This is a genomic window from Comamonas sp. E6, assembly GCF_001010305.1.
Taxonomy (GTDB): domain Bacteria; phylum Pseudomonadota; class Gammaproteobacteria; order Burkholderiales; family Burkholderiaceae_C; genus Comamonas; species Comamonas thiooxydans.
Genome location: NZ_BBXH01000009.1, coordinates 231,208 through 244,213, shown reverse-complemented (window position 1 = coordinate 244,213; position 13,006 = coordinate 231,208). Strand labels below are relative to the sequence as shown.

At 58.9% G+C, this 13,006-nt stretch carries 7 protein-coding genes; 5 read left to right on the top strand and 2 right to left on the bottom strand.

Annotation, left to right across the window (positions count from 1 at the left end; translation table 11 throughout):
* Positions 1-39 precede the first annotated feature (39 nt).
* From CSE6_RS26045 to CSE6_RS09350, 3 genes are all read left to right on the top strand, one after another.
* Positions 40-4,956: a VCBS domain-containing protein gene (locus tag CSE6_RS26045; protein WP_238585669.1), complete on the top strand. Its 4,917-nt coding sequence runs from the start codon at positions 40-42 to the stop codon at positions 4,954-4,956.
* 277 nt (positions 4,957-5,233) lie between these two features.
* The gene (locus tag CSE6_RS09355; RefSeq protein ID WP_012838967.1) at positions 5,234-5,917 is read left to right on the top strand and encodes a transglutaminase-like cysteine peptidase; all 684 of its coding nucleotides are present in this window, start codon (positions 5,234-5,236) and stop codon (positions 5,915-5,917) included.
* Between the two features lie 65 nt (positions 5,918-5,982).
* Positions 5,983-7,968 carry a LapD/MoxY N-terminal periplasmic domain-containing protein gene (locus CSE6_RS09350; RefSeq protein WP_238585668.1) on the top strand — a complete coding sequence of 662 codons (1,986 nt, stop codon included), beginning with the start codon at positions 5,983-5,985 and terminating at the stop codon, positions 7,966-7,968.
* 67 nt (positions 7,969-8,035) lie between these two features.
* On the opposite strand, the gene CSE6_RS09345 is transcribed toward CSE6_RS09350, so the two are convergent.
* Positions 8,036-9,025, bottom strand: coding sequence for a bile acid:sodium symporter family protein (locus tag CSE6_RS09345; RefSeq protein WP_034409937.1), 990 nt, complete (start codon positions 9,023-9,025; stop codon positions 8,036-8,038).
* A gap of 119 nt (positions 9,026-9,144) precedes the next feature.
* Here CSE6_RS09345 and CSE6_RS09340 point away from each other — a divergent pair, with 119 nt between their 5' ends.
* Positions 9,145-10,077 (top strand): LysR family transcriptional regulator, encoded by a 933-nt coding sequence (locus CSE6_RS09340; protein WP_059440389.1) that lies wholly within the window; start codon positions 9,145-9,147, stop codon positions 10,075-10,077.
* A 4-nt stretch (positions 10,078-10,081) separates the two neighbouring features.
* On the opposite strand, the gene CSE6_RS09335 is transcribed toward CSE6_RS09340, so the two are convergent.
* A complete protein-coding gene (locus tag CSE6_RS09335; RefSeq protein ID WP_034358567.1) occupies positions 10,082-10,396 on the bottom strand; it encodes a hypothetical protein in 315 nt (104 codons plus the stop codon).
* Between the two features lie 953 nt (positions 10,397-11,349).
* On the opposite strand from CSE6_RS09335, the gene CSE6_RS09330 reads away from it, so the two are divergent.
* On the top strand, positions 11,350-12,918 hold the full coding sequence (locus CSE6_RS09330; protein WP_059440388.1) for a sensor domain-containing diguanylate cyclase: 1,569 nt from the start codon (positions 11,350-11,352) through the stop codon (positions 12,916-12,918).
* Positions 12,919-13,006: the final 88 nt, after the last annotated feature.

Here is a 13,006-nt window from a genome sequence, read left to right as displayed (position 1 = left end):
TCCATCAGCAGCGCCACGCTCAACCTTTCCGAAGAAGGGTTGCCGCATGGTCTGAAGGACGACAAGGGCACCATCGACACAACGAATGCCATCACCTACTCCGGCAAGCTGACCATTGCCGATGTGGACGTGAACGACAGCCACACTGTCAAGCTGGTGCAGCCGGCGGCCAACGCCCTGAGCTCGCAAGGCAAGCCGGTCGTCTGGACCTTGTCGCAGGATGGGCATACGCTGGTCGGCAGCGACCATCACGGCAATCCTGTGATCACGATCACGATGAACGATACGGGCGCCTACACCGTCACCCTGTCGGGCCAGGTGGATCATCCGCAGAATTCCATCGAGGACGTGCTCCAGCTGGGCATCGGCGTGCAGGTCAGCGATGGTCACGCCACCAGCAACGGCACCATCACGATCAATATCGAGGATGACAGTCCGGATTTTGGCGCCGTCACCAATACGGTGATGGAGAACGCCGTCACCAGCGCCACCGGCACTCTGGAATTCCATACGGGTGCCGACGCCGTGGGCGCTACGCTGGTCGTATCGTCTGTCGGTCAGCTGCCACAAGGTTGGACGACCAGCGAACTCAACAAGTCTTCGGTCGACATTTTCTCGCCCAACGGAACCAAGATCTTCACGGTGACCCTGAATCTGGAGGGGGGCTATACCGTCACCCAGCACGAGGCCCGGCCCGGGACGACCGCGTCGATCGACTTGGCCTCCTCGATCAGCAACAACCCTCAATCCACCTATGACCTCGGCTATGCGACGCTGAGCGCGGGCGGCGGGAAGGTGTTCAACGCCAACACGTTCGGCAACGGAAACTCTTTTGGTATCGGAAACCCCTCCTTCGATGCGGGCGAAAGCTTCCGCATGGACTTCAAGAAAGCCCTCTCGGATTTCACGCTGAATGTCGCAGAAGTCAAGGGAAGCGGCACGCTCAATGTCACGATATGGAGCGATGGCGTTTCCAAGGTCATCGCCATACCCGTGAATAATACGACTGGCTCCATCCACATCACGAAGGAGATGTTGAGCCAGGGTAGTCCCTCGTTCTCTCAATTTGATAGCATCGATGTCACTGCGGGCAGCGGCGTCAAGATGTCCTTCCTCACGACCGGCTCCTATACGGAAAGCGTTCCCGCCGGCCCGATGGACTTCACGGTTGGAGTGACCGGGACCGATGGTGACGGCGACAAGATGACCACGCATTTCAACGTGACCTCCGCCGCAGAGCCCGCCGTTACGAGCGCAACGAATAAGGTGGCGGAAGCCACTGGGGACACCGTTTCGGGATCGATGCAGATCTCCGCAGCGTTGGGCATCATGAGCGTTGACGTAAATGGCGTGGACGTCACGAAGGCGACGAACGCCAACCCTATCAGCCTGACCACAGGCAAGGGCACGCTGAAGATAACAGGCTACGATCAAGCTACCGGCAAGCTCACCTACACCTATACTGAGAAGGGAAAATCCCAGGATCACTCTCACGGCAAGGATAGTGTGCATGACGACTTCACTGTGACCGCCAAGAATGCTAGCGGCCACGGCAGCAGCGGTAGCCTGACCATTCAGATCACCGACACCGCGCCCGAAGCAAAGCCGGACACGGCCAGCGTGACAGAAGACAAGACCTTGCAAGCCACGGGTAACGTCATCACCGGTACCGGTGCAGACGCCGTGGGCGCAGACGTAACCACCGTGGTTGGCGTGGCCAAGGGTTCGGCCAACCCGAACAAGGCAATCGAAGGCAACGTCGACACCGAGGTCAACGGCGTGTACGGCAAGATCACCATCCACGCCGATGGCACCTATACCTACACCCTGAACAACAGCGATCCGCGCGTCAATGAACTGGGGCAAGGTGATAAGCTCTCGGATGTGTTCTCCTACACCATCCGTGATTCAGATGGTGACTTCAGCACCACGACCATCACCATCACGATCAATGGCACCAACGACGTGCCGACGGTGACCAATGATGCGAAGTCGGTCACTGAAGATGTGAACGTCACGGGCGGAAATCTCACCGTCAAGGGTGCGGTCACGATCACGGACCCCGATGCGGGCGAGTCGACCTTCGACACCGGCAGCCTCAAGTTCACCGGCAGCACGCACAGCGGCGGCCAGTTGGGCGCCATCGTCATCCATGCTGATGGCACCTACACCTACTCGGTCGACAACGCTGCGATTCAGTTCCTGAAAGCCGGCCAGACCATTGTCGAGACCTACACGGTTGCCTCCGCTGACGGCACGGGCACCAGCACTATCACCATCACCATCAACGGCACCAATGACCTGCCGGTGATCCAGGCCCAGACCAACCACGGCCTGGAAGATCACACGGTGTCTGGTAACGTACTAACCGGCGCCAGCGACAGGGACAACGATGCACTGAGCGTCGCCGAATTCACCATCAATGGCACGAAGTATGCCGCTGGCGCCACGGCCAACATCGTGGGTGTCGGCTCGATCTTCATCAACGCCGATGGAAGCTATGTCTTCACGCCGAACGCCAACTGGAACGGTGTGGTGCCGCAAATCACCTACACCGTGACGGACGGCACGGGCCAGGTGTCTTCCTCGCTGGACATCGATGTCCTGCCGGTGAACGACGCGCCTGTGTCCAAGGATGGTTTCGGCCACGTGACCGAGGGCAAGGACTACGTATTCGGCACGAAGGACTTCGCCTTCTCGGATCCGGTGGAAGGCCATTCGATGAAGTCGGTGATCATCGACTCACTGCCTTCCGGCGGCACGCTATACCTCAATGGCCAGGCTGTGACGCAAGGCCAGGAGATCAGCGCGGCGGATCTGGTCGGCGGCAAACTGGTGTATACACCGAACGCCTCGAATGTTGGCGAGAACGCGGGCGCGTCCTTCCAGTTCCAGGTCAAGGATACCGGCGGCATTGCCAACGGCGGCCAGGACACGTCCAGCGATCAGACGTTCACGTTGCACGTCGACCAGTTCACCACTGGCAATAACGGCGATGAAACCGTGAAGGGCGGCTCCGGCGACGATGTGCTGTTGGGCGACCAGGGCGGCATGATGAAGAACGTGACGCCGGGCGCCAGCTACAACATCGCGTTGGTCTTGGATCTGTCCGGATCCATGGACGACTACTGGGGTAGTGGTTCCAGCCAGGAAACACGTCTTGCCACCGCGAAGAAGGCCCTTAAGTCGCTGCTGGAAAACCAACTGGCGACCCACGACGGCACCATCAACGTATCGCTGATCACGTTTGCGGGCAGCAACTCTAACCTGCAAAAATCGATCTCGGGCCTCACGCCTGACAACGTCGACGAGATGGTCGATATCCTCCTCGGTCTGCAGGCCGGGGGGGGCACGCCTTATGGTGTCGCCTTCAATGAAGCCAAGAACTGGTTTGATGGCCAGCCCACGGTGGACAGCAACGGCAAGGCATACAAGAATCTGACGTTCTTCCTGACGGATGGCGAGCCGAGCTCCGAGTACTGGTACAACCGTGATACGGAGTTCTCCAAGCTGGCCGGCGTTAGCGACGTGCACGGAATCGGCATCGGCGACGGCGTGTCCGTGACCACGTTGGACAAGTACGACAACACGGGCTCGACCTTCTCGACCGGCGGATCTGTGCTGTACAACTTCAACAACAACACTGGCGCGAACGATGCTACCGCTTGGCTGAAGACCGGCACGGGCTCCGTGACGAATAACAGCAACAAGATGCGCATCACGGACACCAGCGTGGATGGTCAACCTGTTACCGCGACCATGCAGGAAGCCCACCGGATGGTCGTGGCTAACGGGTCGAGCGCATCGTTCTCGTTCAAGGCCTCGCTGGCGAACCAGAGCGCGGGCGACACCTTTGAATGGCGCCTGATGCAAAAAATTGATGGCCAATGGAAGGTCGTAGAAAAGGGCACCCAGGCTGACACCACTACCCAGATCTACGGCCCCGGCGAATACCGCTTTTCGTTCTCGGTCAACGACAACAGCTCCGGATCCGGCAATAACGGGCAATTCCGTGTCGATATCGATGACATCCGGACCTACACGTCGGGCCGCACGGGCGCGTCACAAGTCGTGCAAGATCCGTCGGAACTGGAGTCTGCCCTCGTTGGCGGCAGCTCGAGCAACGTACTCGCGCCTGTCGGCAACGACAAGATCTTCGGCGGCGATGGCAATGACATCCTGTTCGGCGACACGATCAATACCGATCAGTTGCCTTGGGGCGTGAACGGCAATCCCGCCAAGCCGGCCGACCTTGGTGACGGCGCTGGACTGGATGGCCTGAAACAATTCCTGCTGCTGAAGAGCGGCGTGCAGCCCACGGACGCGGACCTGCACAAGTTCATCCTGGACAATCACTCGATCTTCGACGTGCAGGGCGATACGCGCGGCGGCAATGACGAATTGCATGGCGGCAACGGCAACGACATCATCTACGGTCAGGGCGGCAACGACACTCTGTTCGGCGACGATGGCAATGACATCCTTTACGGTGGCGCTGGCAACGACACGCTGGACGGCGGCAAGGGCAATGACGTGCTGGTCGGCGGCAAGGGCGATGACACCCTGATTGGCGGCGAAGGAGATGATATTTTCCTGTGGCTCAAGGGCGATCAGGGAACCACTGCGGCTCCTGCCAAGGATGTGATCAACGACTTTGGCAAGGGCGGCTCCGACGTCAACGGCAATGATGTGCTGGACCTGCATGATCTGCTGCAAGGGGAGGAGGGCAGCACGGATCTGTCCAAGTTCCTGAATTTCTCCAAGAGTGGTGCAGATACCGTGCTCAAGGTCTCCACCGATGGAAATTTGGGTGCTACAGGCTCCAACTACGATCAACTGATCACGTTCAAGGGAGTGGATCTCACCGCTGGGCACTCGTTGACCACCACGGCGGATCAGAACGCCTTGATCAAGGAGCTGATCGATCAAGGCAAGCTCAAGATCGACCACAGCTGATAAGCAGCTCCCGGCGAGGTCAGGCAGAAGTCTTGAAATATCAAGTCTTCTGCATCTTCGCTCGGCTGTGATCGGTAGGTTGTTTCAAGAGCTTGCTTGATTGGTTACATTTGTGAGCATTGAATCCTGACTGCGTTCTCATCGACCTTTCAAGATTCATAGCAGTCATCACAATATTTACAGGCGTCTCAAGCAATTTATGTCTTGCGCGCTTGCTCTTTTTGCAACTCGCTTGAGTACTTCGCCTAGCCTCCTGTTTCCACAGCCCGTGGAAAAAATGCAGCGTCTGTCGCGCAGAGGCATGCTTTTGTATGGCTCGGCGATTCTCGGAGCCTGGGCGCTGCAGAACGGGTTTGAAGCCGTCGCGCTGGATTTCGACGGCGAGCGGCTGCAGAGCAGCATGCAGTCTCGTTATGGCGCCGCAGGTGTCCAGAGGCTGGGTCAGTGGCTGACGATGCTGCAAGCCCAGAAAGACAGGTCGCTGCAGCAGCAGCTGCCGGCCGTCAACACGTTCTGGAATCGCGCAGTGTTGCAGTCGGAGGACAGCGTCCTCTGGTCCCAGTCCGACTATTGGGCCACGCCCCTTGAAACCCTGGGCAGAGGGGCTGGAGACTGCGAGGATTACGTGATTGGCAAGTATTTCTCGCTGCTGCGCCTGGGCGTGGCAGTAGAGAAACTGCGCCTGATCTATGTGCGTGCCCGCCTGGGGGGCGTGGGTAGTACGCAGAGCATTGCGCATATGGTGCTGGGCTATTACGAGACACCTGCAGCCGAGCCGCTGGTGCTGGACAGTCTGCTGGACAACATCATGCCGGCAAGCCAGCGCAAGGACTTGACTCCTGTATTCAGCTTCAATGCACAGGGTGTATATGTCGCGGGCGCACAGCCTGCTTCGGTGGACAGGATTACGCGCTGGCGCGATCTGCTGGCGCGCATGAAGCAGGAAGGTTTTTTGCCATGAATGTCATGTTTGGCGGTGCGGGCAGCGGAGCCATGTTGAATGGTCGACACAGATAAGGCAGCAAGATGTCGTTGTTAAAGCAACTTTTGATCAGCGTGACGGTGGCCATTGTGGCTATCCTGATCGGCACCCTGGCTTTTAGCATCGGTGCTGCGCGCCAGTATCTGGATGGGCAGTTGCAGTCCGAGAGTGAGAACGCCGCATCTTCGCTGGCCTTGTCGCTGTCGCAGCCGGCCAACCAGGATCCGGTCACGCAGGAGCTGCTGATGATGGCCTTGTTCGATGGCGGGCAGTTCAAGCTGATCCGCCTGGCGTCCCCGCAGGGCGAGACCTTGTTCGAGCGCAGGCGCGACAACGGTATTACCGATAGTTCTGCCTCTGCTGCAAAGCTCCAGGACGGCGCTGCTCCGCCGTGGTTTGTGGAGGTGCTGCCGCTGCGTTCGCCAAAGGCAGAGCGTGTGATCAGCGATGGCTGGAAGCAGGTTGGGCAATTGACGCTGGTTGTGGACAACAGCTATGCGAGCCAGGCACTGTGGGGCAGCAGCGTGCGCTTGGCGGGTGTGGTGGTGCTGGCCGGGCTGGCCTGGGCTTTCTTTGTAGTCTTGCTGTTCAGATGGTTTCGCAAGGTCTTACAGCAGGAAATCTCGGCACAGGTTCAGGCGATTGGACGTCAGGCAGGAAGTGAGGTACCGGCGAAGCCCGTCAAGGCCGCAGTCGCCGAGCTGGTGCCCGTACTCAGCGCCATTGCAGACACCCGAGAGCGGGTGCAGGCTACGGCGCAGGAGCAAATGGAGCGTATCGAATCACTGGAGCTGGAGGTCAATCTTGATCCAGTTACTCAGCTGCCGAATCGCAAGTACTTTGTCAATGAGTTGCGTCGCGCGCTCAGCGAAACTGATGGCGTTGCGGCACATGGCCATGTGATGCTGTTCAGGCAGCGTGATCTGCTGGCTCTGAATGCGCAGATGTCCCGAGCCAGTGCCGATGCATGGCTGGCTGCGATGGGTGAACAGGTCAATCAGGTGTTGAAGAGTCATGCCGAGTGCAAGGCCCAACTGGCGCGCCTCAATGGCTCGGACTTTGTGGTTCTCATGCCGGCCCTGGCCGGGCCCCAGGCCATGTCGCTGGTGCAGCAGATCCGACAGGTGCTGCTGTCCATGCGTGTGACCTTGAGCAGTGGTCAATGGTGCCGCTGGAGCTTTGCCCTGACGGATTACTCGGCATCGAGTTCGGTAACAGGTGTGCTTGCGCGGCTGGACTACGGTCTGATGCGAGCCGAGAGTTCGGGCCAGGCAGAGGTGGAATATGTAGCTTACGGCGATGATGAGGTGGTTTCCGATCTGGCCGGAGAAACCTTGTGGCGTCAGATGCTGATTGCCGCCCTGGAGGCACAGGATGCGCTTTCCCTGTCCGTTCAACTACTGCAATTCAAGGGCCGAAATGGGATGCAGGAGCGCGGCGAAGCGTCGCTCTCGCTGCGCACTGCTTCCGGCGAGACCTTGATGGGGTCGCTGTTCCTGCCGGTCGCCGTGCGCCTGGGCTTGTCGGCAGAATTCGATTTGCGAGCGGTGGCCCTCGGGGCTGCATGGCTTGAGCAGAACGATTGCGAACTGGTCATTCGAATCTCCTTGCCCTCGCTGGCCCAGCCGGACTTTCTGGGTCGACTGCGCGAAGAGCTGAACGCTCCGGGATGGGCACGCCGCTTGCCGCTACTCTGTCTGGAGCTGGATGCGCACGGACTTGCGGCGTATCCCGATGAAGTCACCGAATTTTGCCAGGCTATGGCAATGGCTGGCGTGGGAGTGGGGCTGCGTCGCCTGGATCAGCAGCCCATGGGCTTGACCAAGCTCCATACCTTGCCGCTGCGCTATGTGAAGCTGGGTGGTGAATTCTCGGAGCAGGCTGCACAAAGCCCTGGTGCCTTGCATCTGCTGCAGGCCATCGTCGAGACTGCGACCGGGCTTGGAATTCAAGTGGTGGTGACCGATGTCGTTAATGCAGAGGCTGCGAAGCTGCTGCGTCAGCAAAACGCGCTGACGCTGCTTACTTGAAATGATGGATCTTCCGTGAAAAGAACAAGGGGCGCATGAAGCGCCCCTTTTTATGGGTCTTGTGCTCTTAATGAGCTTCGCTCTGATCGGCGATCTGCACACGCCTGGCATAGCGCTGCGCCAGTACGGCGCAGACCATGAGCTGGATCTGATGGAACAGCATCAGCGGCAGCACGATTGCACCCACGGAGGCAGCGGGAAAGAGCACATTGGCCATGGGAATACCACTGACCATGCTTTTCTTGGAGCCGCAGAACACGAGAGTGATCTCGTCCTCCTTGCTGAAGCCCAGGCGGCGTGCACCCCAGGTGGTGATGAGGAGCACGACGGCCAGCAAAATGCAGCACAACACGATCAAGCCCAGCAGCGAGGGCAGGGGTGTCTGCTTCCACAGGCCGCTGATGACGGCAGCGCTGAAGGCGGCATAGACCACAAACAGGATGGAGCCCTGGTCCACCAGCTTGATGATGGAGGCACGACGCTGCAAAAAGCCGCCGATCACAGGGCGCATCAGGTGACCGATGACAAAGGGCAGCAGCAGCGTCACGGCAATCTTGCCAATGGCATGCAGTGCATCGCCGCCTTCCGCATTCTTGTGCAGTATCAGGCTCACCAGAATCGGTGTGACCAGAATGCCCAGCAGGGTAGAGGCGGACGCGCTGCACACGGCGGCGGGCACATTGCCGCGCGCCATGGAGGTGAAGGCAATCGCCGATTGCACCGTGGCGGGCAGGGTGCAAAGAAACAGCACGCCGACATACATCTCGGTGGTGACCAGGGGCGAAAGCACCGGGCGCAGTGCCAGCCCCAGAACGGGGAACAGCACAAAGGTGGCGATGAAGATCCAGATATGCAGGCGCCAGTGGCCTATGCCCGCCAGGATGGCCTGGCGCGAGAGCTTGGCGCCATGCAGAAAGAACAGCAGGCTGACGATGCCGGTGGTGGTCAGTTCCACATATTTGGCGACCTGGCCCGAGGCGGGCAGAAAACTGGCGAGGACGACGGTGGCAATCAATGCCAGCGTGAAGTTATCGGGGACAAAGCGGGGGCGAGACATATTCTTGAACTGAAGCCATCCATGCAAAGCACCGGTCCGGTGCGCGATGGCTGCGTATTGGACACGCAATCCATTTAAAAGAGAAATGGATTTATTCGATAGACCTATAATTTTTTGATATGAATATCAGCCTGCGTCAACTGCGTGCCTTTGTGGCAGTGGCCCAAAGCAGCAGTTTCAGTCGTGCGGCCGATGTTCTGGCATTGACCCAGCCTGCCGTCAGCCGCAATGTGACGGATCTGGAGCAGGCCTTGGGCTTGCTGCTGCTGCATCGCACCACGCGTGAGGTGGAACTGACCGAGGCAGGCCGTCTGCTGCTGGGCAATCTCTCGCGCGTGCTCGAGGATCTCGATGCCTGCCTGCTCGAAGTGCAAGGCCTGGCGACACAGCGCAAGGGCCGCGTGAAGGTGGCCAGCAGTCCCACGCTTTCCGCCAATCTGCTGCCGCAATGCATTGCGCGTGGCAGACAACAGTCACCGGGCGTCAATATCCAGCTGCTCGATCGTATTCAAAGCGATGTGCTGCTCAGCGTGCGCAGCGGCGAGGTGGATTTTGGGGTGGTGATCGACCCATCCGAGAAACAGGATCTGCATGCACAGACCATCCTGACCGAGCCTTTTTGTCTGGTCTGCCTTTCCTCGCATAGCCTGGCGCGCAAGAAAGAGGTGCACTGGGAACAGCTGGCTGGTGAATCGTTGGTGCTGCTCGATCATGCATCGGGCAGCCGACGCCTGATCGATGCCGCACTGCAGGCGCATGGCGCGGCTGCATCGGTGGTGCAGGAGGTGGGACATACGGCCACCATCTACAGCATGGTGCAGCAAGGTCTGGGTTTGAGCGTGGTGCCGCGTCTCGCCATTCCCTCGGCCTGGGCAGCTCAGACTGCTACGACTGCGGCAGCTGGCAGTGCCGCTTTGGTCAGCCGTCCCCTGGTGCCCAAGGTGCAGCGCAGCATCATGCTGGTCAAGCGGCAGCAGCGTGAGCTATCGCCCGTCGCGCATTTGGTCTGGGATCTGATTGCAGCGGAGGCTGTCGGCCTTCTGGGCGAATAGCGACTCAGGGCCTGAGCACGATGCGTGAATCAATGACCAGCCCTTGCGGCTGCGGCGCGACATATACCGGCTGGGGCGGGGCTACATAAACCGGTTGTGGCGCATAGTAGGCATCTGGACGGTTTCTGCACTTGCGCTTTTCCTTGTACTCGCCATTGCTCTTCCACTTGCGCTCCACTTTGCAGTGGCCGTCCCAGTACTCTTCCTTGTGCTCGCGCTTGTGGTGATGGTGATGACGATCATGTGCCTGGCTGCTCAGTGGCGTGGCAATCAGCACCACAGGCAGGCAGATGGAAACAAGAGCAAGGATTTTCTTCATTGTGGGTGGGGCAGTCCATGGCCCAAGCCATGGCCGCATCGGTTTCAGAACGCTGCGAGCATAAGCGCAATGCACCGAAGAGACTGTATCAATTCATGAGCGAGATTTGTGCTGTGGCTGTGCGCTGGACGTGCGTGAGGTGCTGGTACTTATGCAAAAGAGAGCGGCTTGTGCTTGAAATACATTAGCTTTGACATGATTTCTATCTGAAATTAAGTAAATTGAAGCGGAACAAGCTACTCAAAAGATAGCTTTTCAATGGATAACTGCTTTGATCTGGACCGTGGTATTAGACACAGCTACTCGAATGCCATGGCTTCAGGAGACGGACATTGATCTCGCAAACCGGCGCCGGGATTGGCTGCGCCTCGCAAGACCGTTTTGGGCTGGGCCGGTTCGCCGGTTTTCTCCCGGAACACACCTGCGCCTGAAGAGACTTTGAACCTGCAGGGTTGCAATTCTGAGACGTGCTGGGCTGCTTTGCGGGCAACTGTTCCATGATGGTGTCGCGTTGGTCGCCTTGGCCGACGCGTGCGGTCAAGAGATGGCTCGGCTCTTGCGCTGTCTATCGCCGGATCGATGGCGCCACAGGGGGGTGATCCCATGTCCTGCTCACTGAATGGATCACCCGTCTGCCAGCCGTTTCCATCGGCAAGCCAAGCAGGCTGAATGTCTTCTGTCGATGGGCTCCAGGCACAGTCTGTCGGATGCTGCCGCAGCCCTGGCCGCCCTGGGAGCTGTGCCGCATGTTTCCTTGAGCAGGAATGATCGCTGCGGCCCTGTTGGCAGCGATTGAATCGTGGCTTCAGGTTCGGCCTCGTCTGCGGCTCTGTCCCGTGCCGTTTCACGAGATGGTGGAAAATTCGTCCCTACCCTGTCCAATCTGAGCAGGGGAGCTGCAGGCAATGCAAAAGTGCCGTTCTTGCCAGGTTGACGATGAGAGGAATGTCGAGGTGTGGTGTCGAAAGAAGAAGAGAGAGACCAGCGTCACCAGTCGTGATGGCGGGTGCAAAGTTCTGGCTGCCAAGCGCGATGCGCAGCTGGCGACCAGTCTGTTGTTGGTAATCTGGGTTTCTGTACTGGTAGCCACCAGCTGGCAAATCTGGTCGGCACATCAGCGCACTCTGAGCGAGATTGATACCAACAATCGCAATCTTGCACAGACGCTGAACACCTATGCCGAGGGGGTCTTCACCCAGAGCTCCATGCTGCTGCTCGGCATGCTTGAGCGCCTGGAGGTGCAGGGCACCACGCCTGAGCATCTTGTGCGCATGCAGCAGCTGGTCGGTCGCCAGGAACATCTGCTTTCCCAGCTCAATGAACTGCTCGTCCTCGATGCGAGCGGTAAATGGCTCATGTCATCGAGAGGGGGATTTCTCGAGGGAACCAACAGCGCTGACCGCCGCTTTTTTTCATACCACCGCGATAACCCGTCGCACGAGATCTTCATCGGTGCGCCCATACGCAGCCGCTCTACGGGTGAATGGGTGCTTACCATCAGCCGGCGATTTGAGAACCAAGAGGGGGACTTTGCCGGGGTCATCGTTGTCGTGCTGGGGATAGAGAACTTTCTGCACTTGTTCGGCAAGATCGATGTCGGCGAGCAAGGGTCTATCGGATTCGCAACGACCAGCGGACAGTTGTTGGTGCGTTATCCATTTCGTGAACAGGATCTGGGGCGTGACTTCTCTCGCTCCCCTAACTTTCTGCGCTATTACTCAAACCTGAAATCCGGCACGGCGTCCTTTGAGTCCGGCATAGATGGAACGGAAAGGCTATATGCCTTCAGGAGCAATGATCGTTATCCCGTTTTCACGGTGGTGGCCCGGGGGCGGTATGAGGCACTGCAAGCCTGGCGAAGTCAGGCGCTGCTGACGGCAGGTGTGGTGCTAGGTCTGCTGGCAGTTGTCACACTGATAGGCTGGCGTCTGATCCTGCTCATCCGACAGCGTGCGCAGGCAGAGACATCCTTGATGGCAGTGCGTGAGAAGTTACTGGATGCCAACCTCGAACTGGAGCGGCTGGCCACGCAGGATTCATTGACAGGGCTGGCGAACCGGCGACGCTTCGACGAGGTACTGCAACTGGAGGTCCGGCGTGCCGCGCGTGACGGGACGATGCTCTCGCTTTTGCTCATCGATCTGGATCATTTCAAGGGCTTCAATGACCGCTATGGTCATGTCGCCGGTGACGAATGCCTGAAAGCGGTGTCGCGGCAGCTGGAGCTGTCGGCCAAGCGTTCGGGGGATCTGGCAGCACGTTACGGCGGGGAGGAACTTGCCATCATTCTTCCCAATACCGCGCTGGAGGGCGCCATGCGCGTTGCCGAGGAGTTGCTGAAGTGCATACGAGGACTCGACATTGCCCATGAGTCCAGCCAATTCGGCCATGTCACTGTGAGCATAGGAGCGGCAAGCATGCAGGGCAGGCATGGACTGGCGAGTCCGCTGGATCTGGTTGAAGCGGCCGATCAAGCCCTGTATCGGGCCAAGGCGGCTGGGCGCAATCGTGCCGAGTGCTGAACTGTCGGAGCTGATCTCTCGGATCCTTGGACGACATTCAAGCAATCTGAGGGCGCGAGCCATCATTTCAAATCCGTAGTCTTGCCAA

Excerpts from the sequence above, each read along its gene's own strand:
- CSE6_RS09340 (WP_059440389.1), top strand. The coding sequence starts at position 9,145 with ATGAATATCAGCCTGCGTCAACTGCGTGCCTTTGTGGCAGTGGCCCAA.
- CSE6_RS09335 (WP_034358567.1), bottom strand. The coding sequence starts at position 10,396 with ATGAAGAAAATCCTTGCTCTTGTTTCCATCTGCCTGCCTGTGGTGCTG.
- CSE6_RS09345 (WP_034409937.1), bottom strand. The coding sequence starts at position 9,025 with ATGTCTCGCCCCCGCTTTGTCCCCGATAACTTCACGCTGGCATTGATT.
- CSE6_RS09350 (WP_238585668.1), top strand. The coding sequence starts at position 5,983 with ATGTCGTTGTTAAAGCAACTTTTGATCAGCGTGACGGTGGCCATTGTG.
- CSE6_RS09355 (WP_012838967.1), top strand. The coding sequence starts at position 5,234 with ATGCAGCGTCTGTCGCGCAGAGGCATGCTTTTGTATGGCTCGGCGATT.